The sequence below is a fragment of the Burkholderia sp. BCC1985 genome, assembly GCF_905339915.1.
GTDB lineage: Bacteria > Pseudomonadota > Gammaproteobacteria > Burkholderiales > Burkholderiaceae > Burkholderia.
In genome coordinates, this window is sequence record NZ_CAJPGY010000004.1 from 116,073 (window position 1) to 137,719 (window position 21,647).

A 21,647-nucleotide genomic window follows, 5' to 3' on the forward strand; every position below is an offset into this window, starting at 1 on the left:
TCAAGTCCGGCGAATGATCGAAAGCTGACGATTATAATACGACAACTGGATTATGTGTATTGCATTATAATGTCGTGTGCGCGTTGCGCTGCCCTGTCGATCCGTGGATCGCAGCGGTGCGCGCGCGGTCCGGGCCACGTGCTTGCGTGCCCGGTATTTTTTTTCGATTGACCTGAACCCCCACCGAATGGAAGCTGCAATGAACGCCGCCCCCGCCTGCCCGCAATGCGCGATGGAAAACACCTACCCGGACGGCACGCTTTACGTGTGCGCGGACTGCGGCCATGAATGGTCGGCCGGCGCCGGCGCCGAAGCGGGCGACGAACCGGCGGGCGACGTCGTCAAGGACGCGAACGGCAACGTGCTGTCGGACGGCGATTCCGTCGTGTTGATCAAGGATTTGCGCGTGAAGGGCTCGTCGATCACGCTGAAGATGGGCACCAAGGTGAAGAGCATCCGTCTCGTCGGCGGCGATCACGAAGTCGATTGCAAGACCGACATGGGCGGCTTCATGCTGAAGGCCTGCTACCTGAAGAAGGTATGACCGCACGCGGCGCGACCGACGCCCCGATCAACCGGGCCTGCCGAGCATGAGCGAGGATCGAGCGTCCTATGACGCATTCCTGCAGTTCCTGGCGATGCCGTTGAACGACGGCCGGCCGTTCGTGCTCGAGACGAAGCACGCGGTGTCGCTGCACTTCGACCACTTCGGCACGCAGAGCTTCATGTCGCTGCAGGATCCGGTCAGGCTCGAACTCGGTTATACGCGCGTGATGATGGGTTTCCTGCTGCTGCAGCCGGTGCCGGCGCGCATCTGCATGATCGGGCTCGGCGGCGGATCGCTCGCGAAATACTGCTATCGGCACCTGCCCGACACGGCGATCGACGCGGTCGAGATCAACCCGGACGTGATCGCGCTGCGCGACGTGTTCCGGATTCCGCAAGACGACGCGCGCTTCGCGGTGGTCTGCGCGGACGGCGCCGACTACGTGGCAAGGCCCGAGGTCCGGGCGGACGTGATCCTGCACGACGCGTTCGTTGCCGACGGCATGCCGGGCAGTTGCACGGGCGTGGCCTTTCTCGACGCGTGCCGTGCGCGGCTGAGCGAAACGGGCGTGCTCGCGATCAATTTCATGGACGACGATCCGGCGTTGCCGCGGCATCTCGAGCAACTGCGCGCGGTGTTCGACGATTCGTATGCGCTGGTGCCGTGCGGCGACGACAACAACTTCATCGCGTTCGCGTGGAAGAACGGCAACCCGTTGCCGTCGCTGCGGATCCTGCTCGAACGCGCGCTCGGGTTCGGTTCGGCCGGCGCGCTCAAGCTGTCGTCCACCGCCCGGCGCATGAAGGCCGGGGAGGGCATCGATCCCGCGCGGCTCGTGTGGCGCGCGCGTGAACATGCACGGTGGGAGATCTGCGCGTGACGGCGCCGGGTTCGGCCGGGCTTACTTCACCCGCTTGCCGAGCGTGCTCTTCGTCTTGTACGTGACGCCGTGTTTGTCGAGATACTCGCGGATCAACTGACGCACGACTTGCGACGGCGTGAGATCCTGCTCCGCGCAGAGCAGGTCGAACGCTTCTTTCTTCGCGGGGTCGATCAGGACGGTCAGGCGGGCGGTTTTCGTTTCCATCGTGAGGCGGGCGCGGTCGATATGTTAATCAAATTATAATCCATCCGTTTTCGCTGCTCTGTCCGAATGCGCGATTGTGGTGTGCGAGCGAACTCGCGATGCCGGCATTCGCGCGCTGAGAACGGATCGTCGATCGCGCGGCAAGCATGATAACCGGATTATCATACCCTGTTGGCCGTATGGGGCTTTAAGTACAATGTCGGACGTGGCTACCGGCAGCCGGGCTGCCCAAGCGGCGCCGGCGTTTGCGCGATGGGCGCCGGCCGCTTCCGTTTCCATGCGGCCCGTGCGGGCCGTCACCGCGGCGCTGCCTGGCCGCTGCTTCGCCATTACTACACGCCACTCCGCTACACGCCACTCCGATATCCGCCTCATGACCCCGATCAAGTTCGTTCTCCGCTATACGGCGATTCCGTTTGCAGCCATCGTGGCCGTCGTGGTGTGGGCCGTCGTGCCGTCGTCGAAAGAGATCGACGCGCGGCAATATGCCGCGCTGTCGCGCGGATACGCGAGCTTTCCGCTACCGTTTCGGCATGAGATATCGGAAGCGATGGAGCAGGGCCGGATCAGCGACCGCCATTACCAGACGCTCGTGCGCGATTCGCTGGGTAATGGCGTGGCGCTGGACTGGCCGGCGTCGGGCGTCGCCGACGTCGCTGCCGAGCGGCAAAGGCTGGCCGAACTGCTGAAGACCGATTCGGGTCTGGAGGAACACAAACAATGAAGATTGCGCTGGTTTCGGCGGCTTTCGTGATGATTATCGGAAGCCTGGTTTTCGCGTTGTATTTCATGAATCACGACCGCGGCGGAAGCAAGCGGATGGCTTGGTCGCTGGCGGCGCGCGTCGGGTTGTCGATCACGCTGTTCCTGTCGCTGCTGATTGCGTACCGGCTCGGGTGGATCGAACCGACGGGGCTGCCGATCGGGCGGTGATGCGCGGCATTCGGTCGCGCGTCGACCGGCGCGCCGGGCGCCGGTGATCTGGATCGCCGATCCGATACGGGAGAAGGGAGAACCGGCCGATCGAGTCGGGCGACCCGATCGCACCGGGCCTGCCGATCTTCACGCCGTAGCGAACGGGCATGCGCGCGACCTGGCCGGTGCGTTGCCGTGGCGAGCTCGCGCATTCGTGGCGGCGAACCGTCAACCCACGACCAGATGAACGACGATCAACAGCAGCGCAATGAATGCGCCAAGTGCAACGAACGCGGCAATGACTACCGCGAACGGGTTGAGTTGCGTGGCATCCGCTTCGAGATTCTTTCGTTTGTTGACGCCGAGAAACGCCAGGAAGACCGCGCGGAACGCACGAACGATCTGGTCTTTACCTTTTTCAGTCATACAGTTTTCCTTCGCCTCAATAAAAGTTGCTGGGATACCGATACCGCGCGTCGCGACGCGCGTGAGCATCGCGTTTCCGTTTGCACGCGGATCGTTCGGTGGCTGTGCGCCGGGGCCGGCTTGCGTTCGAACGAGACGACGTCATGGATCCGGATATCCGCGCCTCATCGGCCGCCTGAAGGATTGCCGCGGGCATCCGCTTCACGCTCCGCGTGATCGGCAGGCGGTCAGGATGCCGCGCAGCAAATCGACCGGAGGGGGCGGGCATCCGGGGATGGTCACGTCGACGGGCAGGACCGACGAAACGGGGCCGCACACCGCATAGCTGTCGGCAAAGATGCCGCCCGTGCATGCGCACTCGCCGGCCGCGACGACGAGTTTCGGCGCCGGCGTGGCGTCGTACGCGGCAAGCACGGCGGCCTTCATGTTCAGCGTGACGGGGCCGGTCACGAGCAGCAGGTCCGCATGGCGCGGGCTGGCGACGAATTTGATCCCGAGCCCTTCGATGTTGTAGTACGGGTTGTTCAGCGCGTGGATCTCCAGCTCGCAACCATTGCACGAACCCGCGTCGATCTGCCGGATGCACAAGGCGCGGCCGAGGAGGTCGAGTATGTCCTGACGAATCTGCTGCGCCTCGTGTCGCCACGCGGCTTCGGTGGCCGGCACGGGTTCGTCGGGAAAGTCGGTGCGCGCGAATTGACGGATGAGTTGCCACATCAGAGATCGTGCCCCGCGTAGTTCAGGTTGAACGACTTGTTGATCAGCGGGAAATCGGGAACGATGTTGCCGATGATCGCGTGCTCGAGCGCCGGCCAGTTCTGCCAGGACGGATCGTGGCAATGGCAGCGCGCGATGGCATCGCTCGATGCCGTCTCGAGCGCGACGAACACGTCGCCGCGCCAGCCCTCCACCCAGCCGATGCCCGCGGATGGTGCCGCCGCGGGCATGACGGCGGCGGCGATCGGCCCCTCCGGAAGATTCGCGAGCAGGTCGGTCATCAGGCGCAGCGATTCGTCGATTTCGGCAAACCGCACGGCGACCCGCGCGGCAACGTCGCCGCGCGCATCGCTGGCCGCCTGGACGGCCAGGTCGTGGTACGGGGCCGGCCGCAGGTTCGCGCGCACGTCGAAGCTCTGGCCGCTGGCGCGGGCGGCCATGCCGCGCACGCCGAAATGCGTGACGACGTCGGCATTCAGGCGGCCGGTGCCGAGAAACCGGTCCTGCAGCCCGGACTGGTCCTCGTAGATCTTGCGCATCACGTGCACGTCGCGTGCAATGCGTTCGCACTGTTCGGTGAGGATCGCCGCGTCTTCCGGATCGATGTCGATGGCCAGCCCGCCCGGCACGATCCGGTCCATCAGGTAGCGATGCCCGAAGACGCCGCCGTTGGTCCGGATCCAGTTCTCCTTGAGCCGCGAGAACTGCGCGAGACCGAACGCGAATCCGGCATCGTTGCCGAGCGCGCCGAGGTCGCCGAGGTGATTGGCGATGCGCTCGCGCTCGAGCAGGAGGGCGCGCAGCACCAGCGCACGCGCCGGCACGGCCGTGCCGCATGCCTGTTCGAGCGCCATGCAATAGGCCCACGAGAACGCGACGGTCGAGTCGCCGGCGATCCGGCCCGCAACGCGATGGCCGTTCGATGCGGCCGTCCGTTCGAACAGCCGTTCGACGCCGCGATGTACATAGCCGAGCCGTTCCTCGAGCCGCAGCACCTTCTCGCCGACGACGGAAAACCGGAAATGGCCTGGCTCGATGATGCCGGCGTGAATCGGCCCGACCGCGATTTCATGCACGCCGTCGCCGGCAACCTGCACGAACGGATAATCCGCTTCGTTCGATTCGAATCGCTCGATGCCGGTTGCCTGCTTCTGCAGCGGAAAGTAGTCGTCGGGCCAGTTGCCGTGATTGAGCCACGGGCGCGTGTCGCGCGCATCGCGTGCGCGCAGGCCGGTCAGGTCGAAAATGGCGCGCTGCATGCGCGTCGCGGCGGGAAACACGCCCGCGAGATCGGGATAGTCGCCGTCGGCCCGCGGTTCCGGCCCGGTCGCGAGACGCACCCACAGGACGCCGTCGTCGCATTCGTACGCCGCATTGACCGAAAATACGCGCGCGCGCGTTTCGCCGCCCCACATCGCGACGAGCCGGCTTCGTTCGCTCCGCGCGGCGTGCGCGATGTCGAGCCAGCGCGGTTCGTCCACGTCAACCACGGCAGCCGGAACCTGGCCTGCCGCGTGCCGCAGGCGCGTCGAGCCGTCCGCCTGAATCAAGTCGAGTCGCATCGTTCACCCCGCCAGCATCGTCGCCGCCTGGCGGTACCACATGGCCAGGTAAGGCGGCACGTACAGGCCCAGCATCAGGCCGAGTCCCAGATGCACGAACACCGGCAGCAGCGCCGGCCGGTGTTCGAGCGGCGTCGCCGTCGTCGTTTCGCCGAACACCATTCGCTGCACGCGCGCGAAGATCGCCGCGAACGCGACGGCGAGCCCGAGCAGCAGCAACGGCGCGGTCCACGGGAGCGTGTTCATGGCCGTCGTCAGGATCAGGAATTCACTCGCGAACACGCCGAACGGCGGCAGGCCGAGAATCGCAAGCGTGCCGAGCATCATGGCCCAGCCGACCGTCGGGCTGACCTGCAGCAGCCCGCGAATGCCGTCGATCGCCTGCGTGCCGGCCTTCTGCGCGGCATGGCCGACCGCGAAGAAGATCGCCGACTTGACGAGGGAATGGACCGTCATGTGCAGCAGCCCGGCGAACGTCGCGATCGGGCCGCCGAGCCCGAATGCGAACGTCATCAAGCCCATGTGCTCGATCGACGAGTACGAGAACAGGCGCTTCACGTCCTTCTGCCGGAACAGCGAGAACGACGCGATCAGGACCGACACGAGCCCGAACCCGACCAGCAGCCGCCCCGGCAGGCCATTGCCGAGCGCGCCGTCGGCCAGCACCTTGCAGCGCAGCACCGCGTACAGCGCGACGTTCAGCAGCAGGCCGGACAGCACCGCCGAAATCGGCGTCGGACCTTCGGCGTGCGCGTCCGGCAGCCAGCTGTGCATCGGCACGAGGCCGACCTTGGTCCCGTAGCCGACCAGCAGAAACACGAAGGCGATCGACACGATCGTCGGGTCGAGCTGCGTCTTGACGGCGGCCAGGCTCGTCCACAGCAGCGCGTCGCCGTCGGTCAGCTGCCGGCTCGCGGCGAGGTACAGCAGGATCGTGCCGAACAGCGCCTGGGCGATGCCCACGCCGCACAGGATGAAGTACTTCCATGCGGCTTCGAGGCTCGCGGCGGTTCGGTAGACGCTGACGAGCAACACGGTGGCAAGCGTGGCGGCTTCCATGGCGACCCACAGCACGCCGACGTTGTCGGTCAGCAGCGCGAGCAGCATCGCGAACATGAAGAGCTGATACATGCTGTGATAGAGCCGCATCCGCGCGGCCGTCATCCGGCCGCGGGCTTCCTCGATCTGCATGTAGGGCCGGGAAAACAGCGAAGTCGTCCAGCCGACGAACGCCGTGAGCGCAACGAGATAGACATTGAGCGGATCGACGAAGAACGCGCGTCCGAATGCGAACGACGGGCCGTGCTCGACGGTGCGCGCGGCCAGCACCAGCGTCGCCGCGAAGGTCAGGAAGCTGAAGCCGACGTTCAGGTGGCGCGCGACCCGGCTCGGCCGCACGCAGGCGAGGCACGCGGCGCCCGCGAGCGGCAGCCCGAGCACGGCGAGCACGACGTGGGCGTCATTCATCTTTGAGTTTCTCGAGGTGATGGATGTCCAGGCTGTCGAACTGCTCGCGAATCTGGAACATGAAGACGCCCAGAATCAGGATGCCGATCAGCACGTCGAGCCCGATGCCGAGCTCGACGATCATCGGCATGCCGTTGGTCGCGGCCGCCGCCGCGAAGAACAGCCCGTTTTCCATCGACAGGAAGCCGATCACCTGCGGAATGGCCTTGGCGCGCGTGATCATCGCCATGAACGACAGCAGCACGCACGCAAGCGCAATGCCGAGCGTGCCGCGCGCGACCGAGGTCGCGAGCTGGCTGATCGGCGCGGCGACATTGAACGCGACGATCACGAGGACGATGCCGATCAGCAGCGTGGTCGGGATGTTGATGAGCGGCTCGACGTCGGTCTTGACGTCGAGCCTGCGCACGAGCCGATACAGGAACCACGGGATCACGCCGACCTTCAGCACGAGCGTCAGCCCGGCGGATACATACAGGTGCACGTCGGCCGTGACGAAGCCGAGGATCAGGTTCGCCGACACGAGCGCGACGCCCTGCAGCGTATAGAGATGGATCAGGGACAGGATCCGGCGCTGGCTCAGCATCGCGAACGACAGCATCAGCAGCACGGCCGCGAGGAAGTTGATCAGTTGTGTCGCGTAGGCGTGCATTCATGCCCCCAGCAGCAGGTGGACGAGCATGCCGATCACGGCCAGCAGGAAGGCCGTGGCCAGGAATTCCGGTACCCGGAAGATGCGCATCTTCGCGTTGGCCGTTTCGACCACGGCGAGCGCGACACCGCCTGCCGTCAGCTTGATGAAGAGCACCGGCACCGCCAGCAGCAGCGCGACCGGGTCGCCCGCATTCGCGATGCCCCACGGCACGAACAACGCGAGACCGATGCACGAATACGCGAACAGCTTGAGGCTTGCCGCCCATTCCATCAACGCAAGGTGCCGCCCCGAATATTCGAGGATCAGCGCCTCGTGGATCATCGTGAGCTCGAGGTGGGTGGTCGGATTGTCGACCGGCAGCCGCGCATTTTCGGCCAGCGCGACCAGCGTGAACGCGATGCCGGCGAACGCCAGGCTCGGATAGATCGTGAGCTCGCCGCGGCCGAGCGTCGCGACGATGCTCGTCAGCAGCGTCGACTGCGTGATCAGCGAGGCCGACAGGAGCACCATCAGCAGTGCCGGCTCCGCGAGGAAGCCGATCAGCATTTCGCGGCGGGCGCCGAGCGTGCCGAACGCCGTGCCGACGTCCATCGCCGCGAGCGACAGCGCGACGCGCGCGAGCGCGAACAGGCCGACGAGCGCGATCGCATCGGCGGCGGGCGACAGCGGCAACTCGGTCGACAGGGTCGGCACGATTGCGCACGCGAGCGTCATGGCGGCCCAGACGACATAGGGCGCGCCGCGGAACACGGGGCTCGCGCCGTGCGCGATGACCGATTCCTTGTTGAACAGCTTGTGGAGCATCCGGTACGGCTGCCAGATGGACGGCGCGCGCCGGTTCTGAAGCCAGGCGCGGCATTGGTTGACCCACCCCGTGAGCAATGGCGCGGCCGCGATCGCTATCACGATTTCGAGAGTCTGCGAGATGACGCCGGACAGGGTTACCATCGTCTCACCAACATCAGCAGCACGATCAGCACGACGAAACTGTAGGTCAGGTAAACCGCGATCTTGCCCGTCTGCAGGCGGCCCGCCCAGTCGGCGATGCGTTGCGTGAGCGCCGCGACGCGCGCGTAGAGCGCGGACCAGGTGCGATCGGTCACCGACACCCGGTAGGCCGGCCGGGTGTCGAACGGCGACGGCAATTGCCGCTCGATGTGCAGCAGCGGTGCGAAGATTTCGCGGATCGGCTGCCCGAATCCTTCCGCCGTATCCTGCATGCGCGCGGTCGTGAACGGGAAGCCGCAGCCCCACGGGGCCGCGCGGCGCAGCCGGCCGTGATAGAAACGCCGTACCAGCACCCACGCGAGCCCGCAGCAGGCGATGAAGAACAGCATGAACGCCGCCGGCATGTAGCTCGCGCGAGCGGCCGACACGGGCGCGAACAGCAGCCAGCCATGATTGTCCGCGCCGACGCCGGCGCCGACCAGCGTGTGCGTGACGCGATCCAGCAGCTTGACGAACTGGGCGGGCATCAGCCCGAGCAGCACGCTGGCGGTCGCGAACCAGCAGAACGCGAGCCGTTCCCACGTGTTCGCGTCGCGGGCGCGGTTCAGCTTCGCTTCTCTCGGCTGCCCGAGGAACACGATGCCGAAGAACTTGACCATCGTGTAGCCGGCCAGCGCGGCCGACATCGCGATCAGCGCGGCGGCGATCGGCACCGTCATGGCGAGTACCGAATCCGGCAACCGCGGCGCGAACAGAAAGCCCTGCAGCAGCAGCCACTCGGCCACGAAACCGCTTAGCGGCGGCAGGCCCGCGCTGGCCGCGACGCCCGCGAGCACGGCCCACGCGGTCCACGGCATGAAGCGAATCAGTCCGCCGAGCCTGCCGAGGTTGCGCTCGCCGGTGGCGTGGAGCACGGCGCCCGTGCCCAGGAACAGCAGGCTCTTGAACGCCGCATGCGCAACGATCTGGTAGAGCATCGCGGTCAGCGCGAGCGCGGACAGGCTCGTCATCCCGTACGCGCGAAACAGCACCGCGAGACCGAGCGCGACGATCATCAGGCCGACGTTGTCGATCGACGAATAGGCGAGCAGGCGCTTCATGTCGACCTGGATCGTGCTGAACACCACGCCGAGCAGCGCGGTGCCGAGCCCCAGCACGAGCAGCAGCACGCCCCACCACGCAATCTGCACGTGCAACAGGTCGAACAGCACGCGCAGCAGGCCGTACAGGCCGACTTTCAGCACGAATCCGCTGAGGAGCGCCGAGACCGGCGACGGCGCCGCGGGGTGCGCCTCCGGCAGCCACACATGCAGCGGGAAGATCCCCGCCTTTGCGCCGAACCCGACGAGCGCGAACAGGAAAGCGAACGACGCGGGCAACGCATCCAGCGACTGCGCGCGCAGGTTGGCGAAGGTGTAGTCGCCGGTGCGCGCCTGCAGAATGCCGAAGCAGAGCAGCAGCGCGAGCGCGCCGACGTGCGAGATCAGGAAATACAGGTAACCGGCCCGGCGGATCTCGCCGATCCGGTGGTTGGTCATGACGAGAAACGTCGCGGACAGCGTCAGCGTCTCCCAGGCGACCATGAATACATAGGCGTCGTCGGCGATCAACACCAGCGCGATGCTTGCGACGCAGACGTGGTATTCGAAGCAGATCAGCCCGGGCGCGGATCCTTCGCCCTTGCGGAAATAGCCGGCTGAAAAGGCGCCGATCCCCGTGCTGACGAGGCCGAGCACGAACAGGAAATAGCCGGACAGGCGATCGAGACGCAGATGAAAGGGCAGGCCGGGAAGCCCGATCGGCAGCACCGCGGCAGACGGTTCGGCAAGGATGCCGGCGAGGCCCGCCGCGCCGACGAGCAGTCCGACCAGCGCACCAAGCGGAAAGAGGCCGTGGGCAACCAGTCGCGTGCGGCGCAGCGCCCCGAGCCCCAGCGTGCCGACCGCGAGCCACGCGGCCACGGCCAGCAGGACGAAATGGACGACCGGCACGGGTGCCATCCGGAATGTCTCCAGTACGCTCGGGTTGGACGAGGTGATGGAAAGGCCGCTTCTTCCGCGACCTGTTCCTGCCCGCATTATGACACCGAAAGACGAATCAGGATAACAAGGTATGATAATGCCGTTATCATGAAAGTCTCATGGCACCCTGGATGGAACGGGCGACCGTGGCGGTGTGCCGCGGCGCGCCGGGTTCCGCTCGGGGCGTCGTTGTCTCCCGATCCGGGCGAATGAGGGAAGATCCTATGCCAGCGCAGTACTTCCGAAGCCTGACGGGAAAACACCGCAGCGCGGCCGCGAACCGCCAGCTCGGGTTTTCGCTTGCCTTCGTCGCCGGCGCAACCAATGCCGGCGGTTTCCTCGCGGTCAAGCAATACACGTCGCACATGAGCGGGATCGTGTCGGCGATCGCGGATCAGACCGCGCTCGGCGACATCCGGCTCGTGCTGGCCGGGGTGGGTTCGCTCGCGTCGTTTCTGGTGGGTGCCGGCTGCTCGGCCGTGCTCGTCAACTGGGGGCGGCGCCGCGGCCTGCAGAGTCAGTATGTGCTGCCGCTGCTGGTCGAAGCGGGGCTGCTGCTACTGTTCGGGTTGCTCGGCAGCCATCTCGCGCTGTGGGAAGCGTTCTTCATGCCGGTCACGGTGATCCTGCTGTGCTTCATCATGGGGCTGCAAAACGCGATGATCACCAAGCTGTCGGGGGCCGAAATCCGCACGACGCACATGACGGGCATCGTGACGGACCTCGGCATCGAATTCGGCAAGCTCTTTTACTGGAATCGTTCAAGTGCCGACGTGCACGCGCAGACGGTGATCGCGAACCGCGCGAAGCTCAGGATTCACGCGACGATGCTGGCGTCGTTCTTCGTCGGGGGGCTGGCCGGCGCAATCGGCTTCAAGCATGTCGGCTACGTGTCGACCGTGCCGCTGGCCGCGGCACTCGTCACGCTGGCGATCGTGCCCGTCGTCGACGACGTGCTCGACTATCTCTATCGGCTTGACCGCCGGTCGTGAGCCTGCACAAGGTGAAACGAAACCCGACTGCGCGTTGCCGGCGGCGGATCCTGCTTGGGGCGCTTTCGCCGAGCGTGGGCCACACGCGCGTGCCGAATGCTCTGCGGCGTGGTACGCAAGGGCCGATGCATTATAATTAAATTAGCATATCGCCGACTCTGCCCTGCAATGGAAACGAAAACCGCACGCTTGACCATCCTGATCGATCCCGCCAAGAAAGAGGCGTTCGACATGCTCTGCGCGGAGCAGGACCTGACGCCGTCGCAAGTCGTGCGGCAGTTGATTCGCGAGTATCTCGAACAACACGGCGTGAGCTACAAGACGAAAAGCGCGCTCGGCAAACGGGTGAAGCGAAGCGCGGACTGAGTTCGCGAGCCGCCTGGACGTCGATTTCCCGGTGCGCATGCCGCGCGCATGCCAGGGTCGGTATGGGCATCCTTCCGTGTCACTTACTTCGTGCCATCCGCACGGGCCATCTTGAACCGGGCATCGTCTGCAGGAATCCTGAATACATCGCGTAGCGCGATCATGTCCGGATTGGTTTCGATCGCATCGATGATCACGCCGCGCAGATTCCGATAACCGCGCTCCATGCCCGATCGATCCCGGTAGATATGTTGTCGGTGGGGAGCGCGTGCAGCGCACTGCAACGACAAGCGGGTTCGCCGTAGGTAAGCGCGCGGCGTCACGCTTCCCGGCGAAAGCACGCCGCGAGCACGAAGCTGCCCGCGTCGGTCTTGCCGTCGATCTCGTGATCGCCGCAGACGATCCGGATGCTTTTTACCTCGGCGCCCATTCTCAGCGTGATCGATGGACCCCCCACGCGCAGATCCTTGATCCGCGCGACCACGCCGCCGTCCGACAGCATTGCCGTTCGCGTCCTTGACGACTCGCCTGGCCGATTCGTCAGCGGATTCGATGCCGGCGCCCGCCGACCATTCATGACCTCAGTCCGCGCACAGATGCAGTGTGCCGTTCGGGCGGGTGTATTCCATTGCGCATTGCGGGCAGGCGGGGGCACCGTTCGCGGCTTCCATCGGACGGATTCGAGCCGGTCGGCGGCAAAAGCGGGCTGATGCCTGCCTCGCCGGAACGGGCGCCGTGCCGTCGGCTCGCAGGCGGGCCGACCAAGGAGCGGGCGCACACAACATTATAATGAAATACACATTCGATGAATGCTGTCTTATAATTCAGCCTTGCCGCCGATCGCCGGAATTGAGGGCGGATTCGCGGAGGTAGCCGACATGTTCGATCTGGATGGGGTGCTGCTGTTGCCCGATCGACGGCCCATATCCCTGCCGGAGGTCGCGGGGAGCCGGGGGCTTGTCGTGGTGGGCGTCGGGCGCGGCGGCGAGCGCGGCTTCCAGATGGTCCACCGCTTCCATGATGTGGGCGAGCGGCTCGCGGCCGCCGGTATTCATCTGGCGTTCGTCTATCCGCGGGAATCGGCTCGGCATGTGATGGATCCCATCTCGGTGGCCAGTGCGCGGTTCCGGCACCACCCGCGCCTGCTGCTCGATGCGGATGGCTGCTGTTTCGCGCAGGGCGTGCCGCCTCGATTGCTCCGTGCCGTGTATCTGAGCGGCGCAATGCAGCGTCTCGCCGGTTTCGAAATCGACGTGCGCAACGCGGCATGGGAAACCGAGTTCCAGGCGTTCCTGATGGCCTGCCGGATCGGCCCGTCCCACTGAATACCAGCTCCATCTCACGCCACACGCGAGGAACATGGCAACCGTCGTCTATTTCGAAGCAGGTCCCGCCTGGAGCCGGAACGGTGCGACCGCCGTGCGCGATGCGCTCGTGGTCACGGCGCGCCGTTTCGACAGCGACATCCTGCTGATCGCCAATGGGCGGCGCGGGAATGCCAAGGACGGCATGGCCATGTCATCGCTGCAGGTGCGTCGCGGCGCATCCGCGCAAGTCCTTGCAAGCGGTCCGGACGAAGAGGCGGCGCTTCGTGCGCTCTTGCCCTTGCTTCAAGAGGGCTGACCCGCGTGCCGCCTGTCGATTTTCCGTTCCTGGGCCTGCGCGCGGCTTCCCCGGCCGAGATCGCCGACAAGCCGATCGTCGTGGAAAACGAGCACCTCGTCTCGCTGTGCTTCGACGGCCGTGGCATGCAAAGCACGATGCTGCGGGAGGCTCCGGACGCGCTCGCACTCGGCTACACGCGCACGATGATGGGGTTCCTGCTGTTTCAGCCGGAACCCGCGCATGTGGGCTTGATCGGGCTCGGCGGCGGTTCGCTCGTGAAGTATTGCTATCGGAACCTGCCGAACACCCGTCTCACGGCAATCGAAATCAATCCGGAAGTGATTGCGCTTCGCGACCGGTTCCACGTTCCACCTGACGACGCGCGACTGACGATCATCTGCGCGGACGCGGCGCGGCACCTGTCGACGACCGCGCACACATTCGATGCGCTGTTGCAGGATGGTTTCAATGCGGAGGGTGCGCCGTCCGAGCTCTGCAGCGCCGCCTTCTACGACACCTGTCGCGCGCGACTGAACGACGACGGCGTGCTCGTCGTCAATCTGCTCGGCGACGATCCGCGACTCGGTGATTGTCTCGCGAGGCTGCGTGAGACGTTCGGCCCTTCCGTCGCAATCGCACCGGCGGAAGACGGTGCGGGCAACGTGATCGCCTTCGCCTGGAAGAGCGACGCACCGCTGCCGTCGCTCGAGGCACTCATCGAACGTGCGGATCGGCACTGCGGCCACCACGGCATCGACCTCGTCGATGCCGCCGTACGCATCGAGGTCGGCGCCCGTTACGACTGGACGCGCCTGAGTGCGTGTCTTGCCGATTGAGTCCGATACATGCGGCACCCTTGATCATGATCAAACTCCTGGAGACGCCATGAGCGATAACGAAGCTTCGACCGTTCCGACCATCTCGGCATCCGCGATCTGGGCGCTGGAGCGCCTTGCCGATATTCGTTACGGTCGCGATACACCCGCACTTGGCTGGTCCATTACCCGCGAGCTCATCGGCGCAGGATTCGTGCGCTATCCGACGAACGGCCGCGGAAGCGTCTCGATCACGGCAGCCGGACAGACGTTCCTGAAGAACCGGAAATAGTTCTGGCCGGCGTCGCTCGCGAATCGCACGGTCGCGTCGATCCGGACATCCATGCCGGGTCGTTCATGTCATGGGCGGTTGCGTTCGACAGGGGAAGCGTCAACGCGCCAGGGTGCGGCTGCGAATTGCGGTGGCGCGCGAAGATGAGCAAGCGTGCCGCTGCGGACACGACGAAAGGCTGAACGTGCTTTCCTACCTGCGGTTACTTTTTGCGCGACGCAAATTTCGCCGGCTTCCCGTGATTCGTTTTCAATCGACGCCGATCGATCTGGGCATCGACGGCGTGCCGCATTCGGGTTGGGAAGTCGCGATCCTCGCGGCATCCGGCGGTATCGTCGGCGCGGCGACATACAGCCTGGCGCCGCGAACCGATCGGGTATATGTCCATCGGCTGGAAATTCTCCCGACGATGAGGCGCCGCGGCTACGGTCTCGCCTTCCTGTCGTATCTGCATCGAACGTACCAGTTGCCCATTACTCCCATCGACGACGGGCCCGAGGCCCGGTCGTTCTGGCGCGCCGCGAGATCCTTTCAATCCGGAGCGTGGCGGGTTACGTCCGGGCAATCATCCGACGAGTTCCGCGACGCGCTGCTTCAATGGCGACATCGGCAGGCGGTCATGCTCGGCTTGCGTCCCCCGTCGGCGAAATCATCGGATTCCTAGGCGAAACTGCATGACGCCGTTCGCACAAGCGGCCTTGCTCGCCGGTCATGCGCGACATAGATTGTCTTCATCGAGGTCCGACTTTTTGGAGGGGCCATGGAACTGCTCGTGGAACGCGTCGACGTATGGGCGGCCACCATCGAGGACAAGCCAGGCGGTCTTGCACACGTGCTGAACGCGTTGCGGGATGCCGGCGTGGATTTGCAATTCATCGTCGCCCGGCGCACCCAGGAAGCACCCGGCAAAGGGGTGGTATTCGTCGCGCCGCTGCAGGGAGATCGGGAGACTCGTGCCGCCACGCAGGCGGGATTCAGTCCTAGCTCGAGCCTGCACTCGATCCGCGTGATGGGGCTGGACCAGATGGGGATCATCGCGGAGCTGACCCAGAAACTGTCGGACGGCGGGATCAATCTCCGCGGCGTATCCGCCGCCGTGCTCGGCTCGCAGTTCATTGCCTATCTAGCGCTCGACTCGCTGGCCGACGCCGAGCAGGCGACAGACATCCTGCAAAGGCCCTGAATTGCCGCTTCAGTCGACTGCCGGGTGAGGCGGGGCGCCTTTCACGGCTGAATCTCGCGTGCGTTGCATCGGGCGTGCGGCGCTGTCTGCCTGATCTTCGACCGATGAGGCCGCCGCGGAATATCGACGGCCAATCATTGCGGCATGCGCGCGGGCGACGCGCCGCAGCGGTGCTTCGTTCGCGTGATTTGCCGCGTACGTCTGCCGTGTTCCTGTGTCTTCGCGTGCCTTCGCGTGCCTTCGCGTTTCGTCATGCCGTGTGCGGCAAACACGGGCGAGCGGGCAGGGGATTGATCGACCCGGCGTATTTGTTCGCGTTCGAGTTTTTAAGAAAAACAGATGCATTGTGATAAGAATACTTATCCTGTCTTATCCATTCAGCATCGCCGATTCCCCCGCTTGTCGCTTTCGTTCGCTGGTCACCACTGGCGGGAGTTCGCAGCCGTCCCTTCCACATTGGCTGGTTGACCGTCATCCATGGCTTCGTCGCGTTCGTCGCCCATCGCAAGCCGCGTTTGTCGGGGGGCAGCGGATTTTCGGTTCCCTGTGGGCCGTACTGGATTCGAACCAGTGACCAACGGACAAAAAGTCGGCCGCTCCACCAACTGAGCCAACGGCCCGGTTCGTCCGATATCCGCCCACCACCACGGCACTTTTCGTGTTTGCCCTAGCGGATTTCGATCGTGCGACTTGCGGTCTGTGTCGGCTCCGACTTTGGCACGGTCAACGTGAGTACACCGTTATCGAACTTTGCCAACGTGCGATCGGGGTCGGCGTAGTCCGGCATCGGGATCGTGCGGATGAAGCTTCCGTGGGCGCGCTCCAGCCGGTAACAGCCGTTTTCCTCGCTGCGTACGTCCTGCTTTTTCTCTCCGCGCAGCACGATTGCCCCGTCCTCGACGCTCACCTTCAGATCTTCGCGCGCCATTCCGGGCAGTTCGGCGGTCACGCGCAGCACCGGTCCTTCATCGACGACGTCGATGCGCGGCTGGAAGCGCGATGAACTGAAGTCGCCGAACCATCGTTCGAGCGCGCCACGGCCTGCGAGCGGGTCATGAAGGAATTCCTCCACCGCACGCCACGGCTCACGTGAGAACAGTCGCGGAATGTCGGGCCACGCGGCCCGCCACTGTTCGCTTGACGGCGGGTTTTCCGGGCCTTCCGCGTCGGACTTGCGGGCAGTTCCGCGAAGGAACTTGAAGGGGTTCCACTTTTTCGGATCGGTATTCATGGCGTCCTCCGATTCAGCTTCAATCCGTTTCGAGCGTGGCGGCCAGCCCCTCGGGCAGCAAGCGTGCCCCGAGCCTCGACTGCGCCGGGCATGCCGCGATCGATCAGTTTCACCGCGTACTCGAGCGCATCGCGCTGCGTTTCGGCCGCGCTTGTCCAGCGCTCGCCGAAACGCGGCGGATGCCGGTCGGCCGACACCTCATCGTTCCGTTCGATCCGGACGATGGCGATGTAGCCATCCGGTGCGGACGTGCGTGTCGCGATCGTCGCATGGGCACGGTGCGGACAAGGACCGCATGCCCTTTCCAGGACTCCTGAGCGACATCGGAAACCGGTGCCTCCCGCGCCTGGTTCGCGACGGGCGGCGGCGTTTTCCCCGCCGCCCATCTTCCCGACCCGCCGTTGCCGCAGGGTCAGCCGGTCCTGACTTCGATGCGCCGTGGGCGAGCCTCGTCGCGACGCGGGATCGTCAGCTTCAACACCCCGTCCTGGAGGCTTGCCTCGATCTTCGACGTATCGAAGTCCGGTGACAGCGTGAACGTCCTCGCGAAGTGCGGCTCCCGGACCTCGGCATGCTGCAGGCGCAGATTGGCCGGCGTCGGCACCACCGCCTCGGCCTCGATCGAGAGGCTGCTGTCGTGAACCTTGACGTCCAGCTTGTCCTTCGTCACGCCGGGCAGATCTGCCCACAGTGTGACGCCCTGATTGCTCTCGTAGATGTCGACGGCCGGGGTGAGGGTGATCCGGCGCGTGGCCTGTTCCGCGTCGCGGCGCGTGACTGCGGACGGGTCGCGTTCAGCCAGTTTGGTCATGTCGTTCATGATCGGCTCCTCGAGTTACTGGACGGTGATGGCACGTGGCTTGGACGACTCGCGCTTGCCGATACTGATCGACAGGCAGCCATTTTCGTAGCGCGCCTGGACCTTGTCGGGATCGGCGGTGTCGGGCAGCTCGATGACGCGCCGGAACGCGCCGACGAAGCGCTCCTGCGCGTACGTACGCGTCTCGCTTTCGGTGTCGGGTTGCGTCGATTTGCGTTCGCCGCTGAGGGTCAGCAAGCCCTTGTCGATCGACACGTCGAGTTCGGCGGCGTTGATGCCCGGGGCGAAGGCGACGATCTCGATCGACTCGTCCGTCGCGCCGATGTTGATCTGAGGAAATGCGCCGAGCCGGCTCGCGCGGATGCTGGACGGGAAGCCGCCGAAGAGTTGCGCCATCTGCTGCTGCAGGCGGTCGAACTCGCTGAAGAGATCGGTTCCGAAGTAAAGATCGCTCATGATCGTATCCTCCTGGATGGCAATCGGGAGGCGAACGGGCCTACGCGCTCCAGTTCGCCTGCCGGACTGCCGGCAAACAAATCGAAACACGCAGCGCGCGGGATGAAACGGTTCGCGCGTCTGCCTGAGCGAAACTCAAGATAGGCACTCTGCGGAAAATTTCAAGGGGCGGCGGCAGATTTTTGCACTTGAAATTCCGGTGCTGGAACCTATCATCGCAGCGGCTTGGAACTGCATGCGGAGGACGCCATGGAATTCGATACGGACTGGCTTACGCTGGGCAGGCATCGTATCCGGCTGCGCTCGACGAAGGGCTTTCCGACCGAGACGATGCGCACCGTGACCGAGGTCGTCAGGCTCGCGATCGACAACAACATGAGCGCGCGGGCGCGACTCGTCGAGATCGTCTGCCGGCAGGAAAAGACCTACGACGTGCTGGTCGGCACGACGATGGCGGAGGACAGGGCTTGTGCACCGCAACTTGAAGCCGCGGTCGCGGTCGTGCTGGGCCTGTTGCCCGAGCAGATCAACATCACGGTCACCCCGGTCACGCAAAAGGAGGTCGATCTGCACTTCGGCGTGTACGAACGGATGCTGTCGGAGAAGCTGAGTTCGACGCCGCCGATCCGCTGACCGAGCGGTTCGGCGCCCGGCCGTGCGGCGGGCGCAGGTTCGCGTCTGCCGACATGCCGGCGCGGGGCGGGCACGGCGGCAACGATCGCGGAATGGGGCACCCGACCGACGCCGGACGTCGGATTGGCGATCCACCTGGACCGGCGCACCCATGTGCATGCTTCATGCCCGTCCTCAACCGTGCGTCGGCCGAAGCGCGCGCCCCATCTCCGCGATCGGCATCGCCGCGATCGAATTCAGCAGCCGCGTCTCGCCGGCGTCCGGGCGTGCGATTGCCCGCACTTCCTCGAGCGTCTGCGCGACATGGCGATCGAGCGGTTCGAGAAAGCGCTGCAGTTCGCTTGCCGCCGCTTTCTCCCTGAGCCCGAGCGCCTGACCGAACGCGATCAGCGCGGCCGCATCGATCTCGACAAACCGCGTCGCGTTGCCGAGCGGCATCGTCAATTCGCAGTGCGGCCAGTGATCGCCGCGATGGTCGGGGCGGTGCGTCGGCGTGTGATACACGACCGTGCTGACGATGTCGTAGAACGGCGCGAGCCGGTAGCCGCGCGCGTCGACGAAGAACGAAAGGTTCTTCAGGTGCGCGTCGGCATTGCCGACCACCACGTTGAACACGGTCCAGCGGAACACCGACAGGCGCGCCAGCGCGCGCGTGCTGGTGCGCTCGATCGCGCGGGCGAGCTCCTGCGCGTTCGCGCGCTGGTACTTGAAGCCGCGGTCGTAGTTGAGCAACTGCATCGCGTCGATCGTATGCACGCGTGCGGCCGGCGCCGACGCGACGTCGCGGTCGAACCGGTCGATCACGTAGCACGCGGACGGCGCGCGCAGGAAGTGCACGTCGGGGACGTCGAGCCCCATCTTCTGCGCGAGCTTCATGCAGAAGAATTCGTTGATCGCCGAGTGCGGGTAGCCGGCCGCGCGCATGTCCGGCTTGAGCAGGTGCATCGACGGCTCGCTGCCGACCGGCTCGTACAGCGCGTAGTCGGGTGCATCGCCGCGCAGCACCAGCAGCAGCTTCTGCTGCGCACCGGCCGCCGACATGCGCTTGGGCGCGGTGGCCGTCAGCGCGCGCTCGGGCATCGCCCGGATCCGGCGTTCGAGCTCGTCGAGCGGCAGCGGCTGCAGGCTGCCGGGCGCTTCCCGTTCGCCGTCGGCCAGCAGCGTCAGCGCGCCGGCCGATTCGCGCCCGAAGTACGCGAGCAGGCCCCACGCGTCGGCGGCGTCGACCTTCGCCTCGCGCGCGAGCGAGGTGCGCATGCCTTCCTCGGGCAGCAGGTTGTCGAAGAACCACTGGACCGGGCGATCGGTCGACGTGTCGGTGTAGGGGCCGGCGCGCAGCGCGAACGCCGGGGACAGCGGATAGGCGGCCGGGGACGCGAGCCATTGCGGGTCGTACGCGAACGACCAGATGCCCTTGTCGTCGGTCAGCGTGCCCATGCGCACACCGTTGGCGGACGCGATCAGCGTTCTAGCCGCCATGGCTGCTCCTGCGGCGTTGCGCGGCCTTCAGCGCGGTGGCCTCCGAAATCTCGACCGACGACTCGGCGTACAGGCGCACGCCCAGTTCGCCGAGCAGCAGCATGACCTTGCCGATTTGCGCGGTCGGCTTTCCGCCTTCCACCTGGCTGATGAATTTCGGCGACAGCCCGGTCGCGTTCGCGAGTTCGTCGCGCGTGAACCCCTGCTGGAGCCGCGCCGCGCGGATGAGGTGGGCGAGCGCGCCGATCGTGTCGACGGACTGGGACTCCGACATGACGTTCTCCATGCTTCGTATCTGATCGGGAACAGTATTGCACAACTCGCCGGCCGGGGCATCATTTCGTATCCGTACAGGAACGGAGCGGCGAACCGGGGAGCCGGTGCGCCGTTTCGTACCCGATCGGATACCGAGAGGCGCGAAATCGTGACGCAGGCGATTTTCGTATCCGAACGGATGCGGAGAAGGACGGGACCGTGACGGCGGCCCGGTCGCATGCGCGCGCGACGACTGAGCGGTCAGGGCGCTAGCCGTGCGCGCGGCGACACGCCGACACTGCGACAGGCGCGCGAGCCGGGCCCGAACCTTGCGCGCCGCAAGCGTCGTCCGCGGCCACGCCGCGACGCATCACGCAAGAAGATTTGCAGGGAGGCGCGCATGGAGCCGATGCCGGTCGTACTTCAGTGGGATGCGGTCCTCGTCAGGATCGTCCTGGCGCTCGTCGCGGGCGGGCTGATCGGCCTCGATCGCAGCGAATCCGGCAAGACGGCAGGGCTGCGCACGACGATCTTCGTCTGTCTCGCCGCGTGCCTGGCGATGCTGCAGGTCAATGCGCTGCTGCTGCAGGCCGGCAAGCCGCAGGACGGGTTCTCGGTGCTCGACCCGATGCGCCTGCCGCTCGGCATCCTGACCGGGATGGGCTTCATCGGCGGCGGCGCGATCCTGCATCGCGACGGCCTCGTATCCGGCGTGACCACGGCCGCGACGCTGTGGTTCGTCACCGTCGTCGGACTGTGCATCGGCGGCGGCCAGCTGTCGCTCGGCGCGCTCGGGCTCGCACTCGCCCTCCTGGTCGTATGGCCGCTGCGGTTGGTCGAGCAGCGCGTGCGCAGCGTCAGGACTGCGCTGGTCACGGTCGAGTACGAACTGGGCTCGACGGCGCGCGAGCGCCTGACGACCGGGCTGCACAATGCGGGCTTCGCGTGCCGCACGCGCGGTTTTCGCGAAACGGCCGCGCGTGCGTTGCGCGAGGAAGAACTGCTCGTGAAGTGGCGCGAACCGGCCGACGCCGATGCGATGCTGCGTCAACTGATCCGGATCGTCGAATCGGCCGGCCTGACGTCGATCCGCTGTTCCGAGGAGAACTGAGGCGCACGGCGCTTGCCGGAACGTCGGCTGGTTGCGTGCCTCGTGCCGCATTCGGCATTCAGGA

The 21,647-nt window shown here is 65.7% G+C and carries 28 protein-coding genes, 1 tRNA gene and 1 pseudogene; 14 read left to right on the top strand and 16 right to left on the bottom strand.

The annotated features are described in order from the left end of the window. The first annotated feature begins 199 nt into the window (after positions 1-199). Together U4Z31_RS05345 and U4Z31_RS05350 are read left to right on the top strand one after the other, a co-directional pair. Positions 200-544 (top strand): zinc ribbon domain-containing protein YjdM, encoded by a 345-nt coding sequence (locus U4Z31_RS05345; RefSeq protein WP_044843445.1) that lies wholly within the window; start codon positions 200-202, stop codon positions 542-544. A 46-nt stretch (positions 545-590) separates the two neighbouring features. Further along, positions 591-1,427, top strand: coding sequence for a spermidine synthase (locus U4Z31_RS05350; protein WP_124528647.1), 837 nt, complete (start codon positions 591-593; stop codon positions 1,425-1,427). 21 nt (positions 1,428-1,448) lie between these two features. On the opposite strand, the gene U4Z31_RS05355 is transcribed toward U4Z31_RS05350, so the two are convergent. Then, the gene (locus U4Z31_RS05355; RefSeq protein WP_044843447.1) at positions 1,449-1,634 is read right to left on the bottom strand and encodes a ribbon-helix-helix protein, CopG family; all 186 of its coding nucleotides are present in this window, start codon (positions 1,632-1,634) and stop codon (positions 1,449-1,451) included. 373 nt (positions 1,635-2,007) lie between these two features. Here U4Z31_RS05355 and U4Z31_RS05360 point away from each other — a divergent pair, with 373 nt between their 5' ends. Together U4Z31_RS05360 and U4Z31_RS05365 are read left to right on the top strand one after the other, a co-directional pair. After that, positions 2,008-2,358 carry a hypothetical protein gene (locus U4Z31_RS05360; RefSeq protein WP_044843448.1) on the top strand — a complete coding sequence of 117 codons (351 nt, stop codon included), beginning with the start codon at positions 2,008-2,010 and terminating at the stop codon, positions 2,356-2,358. Then, positions 2,355-2,567: a DUF2909 domain-containing protein gene (locus tag U4Z31_RS05365; RefSeq protein WP_044843449.1), complete on the top strand. Its 213-nt coding sequence runs from the start codon at positions 2,355-2,357 to the stop codon at positions 2,565-2,567. Before U4Z31_RS05360 ends, U4Z31_RS05365 begins: the two co-directional genes overlap by 4 nt. A gap of 210 nt (positions 2,568-2,777) precedes the next feature. Here U4Z31_RS05365 and U4Z31_RS05370 read toward each other — a convergent pair whose 3' ends face one another. The 7 genes from U4Z31_RS05370 to hyfB all read right to left on the bottom strand — a co-directional run bounded on the left by U4Z31_RS05370 (position 2,778) and on the right by hyfB (position 10,324). Next, a complete protein-coding gene (locus tag U4Z31_RS05370) occupies positions 2,778-2,975 on the bottom strand; it encodes a DUF2970 domain-containing protein (RefSeq protein WP_044843450.1) in 198 nt (65 codons plus the stop codon). Positions 2,976-3,176: 201 nt separating this feature from the next. Beyond that, positions 3,177-3,692: an NADH-quinone oxidoreductase subunit B family protein gene (locus U4Z31_RS05375; protein ID WP_044843451.1), complete on the bottom strand. Its 516-nt coding sequence runs from the start codon at positions 3,690-3,692 to the stop codon at positions 3,177-3,179. Then, positions 3,692-5,254 carry an NADH-quinone oxidoreductase subunit C gene (locus U4Z31_RS05380; protein ID WP_321809661.1) on the bottom strand — a complete coding sequence of 521 codons (1,563 nt, stop codon included), beginning with the start codon at positions 5,252-5,254 and terminating at the stop codon, positions 3,692-3,694. The genes U4Z31_RS05375 and U4Z31_RS05380 overlap by 1 nt, the downstream gene beginning before the upstream one ends. Before the next feature lie 3 nt (positions 5,255-5,257). After that, positions 5,258-6,721, bottom strand: coding sequence for a hydrogenase 4 subunit F (locus U4Z31_RS05385; RefSeq protein ID WP_044843453.1), 1,464 nt, complete (start codon positions 6,719-6,721; stop codon positions 5,258-5,260). Next, the gene (locus U4Z31_RS05390) at positions 6,714-7,373 is read right to left on the bottom strand and encodes a formate hydrogenlyase (RefSeq protein WP_044843454.1); all 660 of its coding nucleotides are present in this window, start codon (positions 7,371-7,373) and stop codon (positions 6,714-6,716) included. The genes U4Z31_RS05385 and U4Z31_RS05390 overlap by 8 nt, the downstream gene beginning before the upstream one ends. After that, positions 7,374-8,324: a respiratory chain complex I subunit 1 family protein gene (locus U4Z31_RS05395; RefSeq protein ID WP_044843455.1), complete on the bottom strand. Its 951-nt coding sequence runs from the start codon at positions 8,322-8,324 to the stop codon at positions 7,374-7,376. Beyond that, positions 8,318-10,324: a hydrogenase 4 subunit B gene (gene hyfB / locus U4Z31_RS05400; RefSeq protein ID WP_321809662.1), complete on the bottom strand. Its 2,007-nt coding sequence runs from the start codon at positions 10,322-10,324 to the stop codon at positions 8,318-8,320. The genes U4Z31_RS05395 and hyfB overlap by 7 nt, the downstream gene beginning before the upstream one ends. Before the next feature lie 245 nt (positions 10,325-10,569). On the opposite strand from hyfB, the gene U4Z31_RS05405 reads away from it, so the two are divergent. Together U4Z31_RS05405 and U4Z31_RS05410 are read left to right on the top strand one after the other, a co-directional pair. Next, on the top strand, positions 10,570-11,337 hold the full coding sequence (locus tag U4Z31_RS05405; RefSeq protein WP_321809663.1) for a YoaK family protein: 768 nt from the start codon (positions 10,570-10,572) through the stop codon (positions 11,335-11,337). A 168-nt stretch (positions 11,338-11,505) separates the two neighbouring features. Next, complete coding sequence (locus tag U4Z31_RS05410) at positions 11,506-11,703, top strand: ribbon-helix-helix protein, CopG family (protein WP_044843458.1); 198 nt, start codon at positions 11,506-11,508, stop codon at positions 11,701-11,703. Positions 11,704-11,786: 83 nt separating this feature from the next. Here U4Z31_RS05410 and U4Z31_RS05415 read toward each other — a convergent pair whose 3' ends face one another. After that, a complete protein-coding gene (locus tag U4Z31_RS05415; RefSeq protein WP_415750266.1) occupies positions 11,787-11,930 on the bottom strand; it encodes a hypothetical protein in 144 nt (47 codons plus the stop codon). 92 nt (positions 11,931-12,022) lie between these two features. Continuing rightward, positions 12,023-12,374: pseudogene (locus U4Z31_RS05420) on the bottom strand (zinc ribbon domain-containing protein YjdM). Between the two features lie 207 nt (positions 12,375-12,581). Between U4Z31_RS05420 and U4Z31_RS05425 the strand changes: the two are divergent. The 6 genes from U4Z31_RS05425 to U4Z31_RS05450 all read left to right on the top strand — a co-directional run bounded on the left by U4Z31_RS05425 (position 12,582) and on the right by U4Z31_RS05450 (position 15,598). After that, a complete protein-coding gene (locus tag U4Z31_RS05425; RefSeq protein ID WP_321809664.1) occupies positions 12,582-13,028 on the top strand; it encodes a hypothetical protein in 447 nt (148 codons plus the stop codon). A 34-nt stretch (positions 13,029-13,062) separates the two neighbouring features. Then, positions 13,063-13,326, top strand: a complete 264-nt coding sequence (locus U4Z31_RS05430; RefSeq protein WP_044843459.1) for an HPr family phosphocarrier protein — start codon at positions 13,063-13,065, stop codon at positions 13,324-13,326. Between the two features lie 5 nt (positions 13,327-13,331). Next, entirely contained in the window at positions 13,332-14,144 is an 813-nt protein-coding gene (locus tag U4Z31_RS05435; protein WP_415750267.1) for a fused MFS/spermidine synthase, read from the top strand. A 49-nt stretch (positions 14,145-14,193) separates the two neighbouring features. Then, positions 14,194-14,415 (top strand): hypothetical protein, encoded by a 222-nt coding sequence (locus tag U4Z31_RS05440; RefSeq protein WP_082088431.1) that lies wholly within the window; start codon positions 14,194-14,196, stop codon positions 14,413-14,415. Between the two features lie 184 nt (positions 14,416-14,599). Beyond that, positions 14,600-15,079: a hypothetical protein gene (locus U4Z31_RS05445; RefSeq protein WP_260426156.1), complete on the top strand. Its 480-nt coding sequence runs from the start codon at positions 14,600-14,602 to the stop codon at positions 15,077-15,079. 96 nt (positions 15,080-15,175) lie between these two features. Continuing rightward, on the top strand, positions 15,176-15,598 hold the full coding sequence (locus U4Z31_RS05450; protein ID WP_044843461.1) for an ACT domain-containing protein: 423 nt from the start codon (positions 15,176-15,178) through the stop codon (positions 15,596-15,598). A 547-nt stretch (positions 15,599-16,145) separates the two neighbouring features. Here the strand turns inward: U4Z31_RS05450 and U4Z31_RS05455 are convergent. The 4 genes from U4Z31_RS05455 to U4Z31_RS05475 form a co-directional block, all read right to left on the bottom strand. Then, positions 16,146-16,218, bottom strand: a tRNA-Lys gene (locus tag U4Z31_RS05455). Between the two features lie 47 nt (positions 16,219-16,265). Next, complete coding sequence (locus U4Z31_RS05460) at positions 16,266-16,829, bottom strand: Hsp20/alpha crystallin family protein (RefSeq protein WP_321809665.1); 564 nt, start codon at positions 16,827-16,829, stop codon at positions 16,266-16,268. Between the two features lie 412 nt (positions 16,830-17,241). After that, the gene (locus U4Z31_RS05470) at positions 17,242-17,649 is read right to left on the bottom strand and encodes an Hsp20/alpha crystallin family protein (protein ID WP_044843463.1); all 408 of its coding nucleotides are present in this window, start codon (positions 17,647-17,649) and stop codon (positions 17,242-17,244) included. 15 nt (positions 17,650-17,664) lie between these two features. Continuing rightward, the gene (locus U4Z31_RS05475; RefSeq protein WP_124570351.1) at positions 17,665-18,105 is read right to left on the bottom strand and encodes an Hsp20/alpha crystallin family protein; all 441 of its coding nucleotides are present in this window, start codon (positions 18,103-18,105) and stop codon (positions 17,665-17,667) included. 249 nt (positions 18,106-18,354) lie between these two features. Here U4Z31_RS05475 and U4Z31_RS05480 point away from each other — a divergent pair, with 249 nt between their 5' ends. Beyond that, positions 18,355-18,738, top strand: coding sequence for a hypothetical protein (locus U4Z31_RS05480; protein WP_321809667.1), 384 nt, complete (start codon positions 18,355-18,357; stop codon positions 18,736-18,738). Positions 18,739-18,912: 174 nt separating this feature from the next. Here U4Z31_RS05480 and U4Z31_RS05485 read toward each other — a convergent pair whose 3' ends face one another. Both U4Z31_RS05485 and U4Z31_RS05490 read right to left on the bottom strand, forming a co-directional pair. Continuing rightward, the gene (locus tag U4Z31_RS05485) at positions 18,913-20,217 is read right to left on the bottom strand and encodes a HipA domain-containing protein (RefSeq protein WP_044843466.1); all 1,305 of its coding nucleotides are present in this window, start codon (positions 20,215-20,217) and stop codon (positions 18,913-18,915) included. Then, a complete protein-coding gene (locus U4Z31_RS05490) occupies positions 20,207-20,491 on the bottom strand; it encodes a helix-turn-helix domain-containing protein (protein ID WP_044843467.1) in 285 nt (94 codons plus the stop codon). Before U4Z31_RS05490 ends, U4Z31_RS05485 begins: the two co-directional genes overlap by 11 nt. Positions 20,492-20,872: 381 nt before the next feature. On the opposite strand from U4Z31_RS05490, the gene U4Z31_RS05495 reads away from it, so the two are divergent. Beyond that, the gene (locus tag U4Z31_RS05495; protein WP_124485856.1) at positions 20,873-21,583 is read left to right on the top strand and encodes an MgtC/SapB family protein; all 711 of its coding nucleotides are present in this window, start codon (positions 20,873-20,875) and stop codon (positions 21,581-21,583) included. Positions 21,584-21,647 lie beyond the last annotated feature (64 nt).

Bases quoted from the DNA above. Each gene is read 5' to 3' on its own strand.
- U4Z31_RS05345 (WP_044843445.1), top strand. From the start codon at position 200: ATGAACGCCGCCCCCGCCTGCCCGCAATGCGCGATGGAAAACACCTAC.
- U4Z31_RS05350 (WP_124528647.1), top strand. From the start codon at position 591: ATGAGCGAGGATCGAGCGTCCTATGACGCATTCCTGCAGTTCCTGGCG.
- U4Z31_RS05355 (WP_044843447.1), bottom strand. From the start codon at position 1,634: ATGGAAACGAAAACCGCCCGCCTGACCGTCCTGATCGACCCCGCGAAG.
- U4Z31_RS05360 (WP_044843448.1), top strand. From the start codon at position 2,008: ATGACCCCGATCAAGTTCGTTCTCCGCTATACGGCGATTCCGTTTGCA.
- U4Z31_RS05365 (WP_044843449.1), top strand. From the start codon at position 2,355: ATGAAGATTGCGCTGGTTTCGGCGGCTTTCGTGATGATTATCGGAAGC.
- U4Z31_RS05370 (WP_044843450.1), bottom strand. From the start codon at position 2,975: ATGACTGAAAAAGGTAAAGACCAGATCGTTCGTGCGTTCCGCGCGGTC.
- U4Z31_RS05375 (WP_044843451.1), bottom strand. From the start codon at position 3,692: ATGTGGCAACTCATCCGTCAATTCGCGCGCACCGACTTTCCCGACGAA.
- U4Z31_RS05380 (WP_321809661.1), bottom strand. From the start codon at position 5,254: ATGCGACTCGACTTGATTCAGGCGGACGGCTCGACGCGCCTGCGGCAC.
- U4Z31_RS05385 (WP_044843453.1), bottom strand. From the start codon at position 6,721: ATGAATGACGCCCACGTCGTGCTCGCCGTGCTCGGGCTGCCGCTCGCG.
- U4Z31_RS05390 (WP_044843454.1), bottom strand. From the start codon at position 7,373: ATGCACGCCTACGCGACACAACTGATCAACTTCCTCGCGGCCGTGCTG.
- U4Z31_RS05395 (WP_044843455.1), bottom strand. From the start codon at position 8,324: ATGGTAACCCTGTCCGGCGTCATCTCGCAGACTCTCGAAATCGTGATA.
- hyfB (WP_321809662.1), bottom strand. From the start codon at position 10,324: ATGGCACCCGTGCCGGTCGTCCATTTCGTCCTGCTGGCCGTGGCCGCG.
- U4Z31_RS05405 (WP_321809663.1), top strand. From the start codon at position 10,570: ATGCCAGCGCAGTACTTCCGAAGCCTGACGGGAAAACACCGCAGCGCG.
- U4Z31_RS05410 (WP_044843458.1), top strand. From the start codon at position 11,506: ATGGAAACGAAAACCGCACGCTTGACCATCCTGATCGATCCCGCCAAG.
- U4Z31_RS05415 (WP_415750266.1), bottom strand. From the start codon at position 11,930: ATGGAGCGCGGTTATCGGAATCTGCGCGGCGTGATCATCGATGCGATC.
- U4Z31_RS05425 (WP_321809664.1), top strand. From the start codon at position 12,582: ATGTTCGATCTGGATGGGGTGCTGCTGTTGCCCGATCGACGGCCCATA.
- U4Z31_RS05430 (WP_044843459.1), top strand. From the start codon at position 13,063: ATGGCAACCGTCGTCTATTTCGAAGCAGGTCCCGCCTGGAGCCGGAAC.
- U4Z31_RS05440 (WP_082088431.1), top strand. From the start codon at position 14,194: ATGAGCGATAACGAAGCTTCGACCGTTCCGACCATCTCGGCATCCGCG.
- U4Z31_RS05450 (WP_044843461.1), top strand. From the start codon at position 15,176: ATGGAACTGCTCGTGGAACGCGTCGACGTATGGGCGGCCACCATCGAG.
- U4Z31_RS05460 (WP_321809665.1), bottom strand. From the start codon at position 16,829: ATGAATACCGATCCGAAAAAGTGGAACCCCTTCAAGTTCCTTCGCGGA.
- U4Z31_RS05470 (WP_044843463.1), bottom strand. From the start codon at position 17,649: ATGAACGACATGACCAAACTGGCTGAACGCGACCCGTCCGCAGTCACG.
- U4Z31_RS05475 (WP_124570351.1), bottom strand. From the start codon at position 18,105: ATGAGCGATCTTTACTTCGGAACCGATCTCTTCAGCGAGTTCGACCGC.
- U4Z31_RS05480 (WP_321809667.1), top strand. From the start codon at position 18,355: ATGGAATTCGATACGGACTGGCTTACGCTGGGCAGGCATCGTATCCGG.
- U4Z31_RS05485 (WP_044843466.1), bottom strand. From the start codon at position 20,217: ATGGCGGCTAGAACGCTGATCGCGTCCGCCAACGGTGTGCGCATGGGC.
- U4Z31_RS05490 (WP_044843467.1), bottom strand. From the start codon at position 20,491: ATGTCGGAGTCCCAGTCCGTCGACACGATCGGCGCGCTCGCCCACCTC.
- U4Z31_RS05495 (WP_124485856.1), top strand. From the start codon at position 20,873: ATGGAGCCGATGCCGGTCGTACTTCAGTGGGATGCGGTCCTCGTCAGG.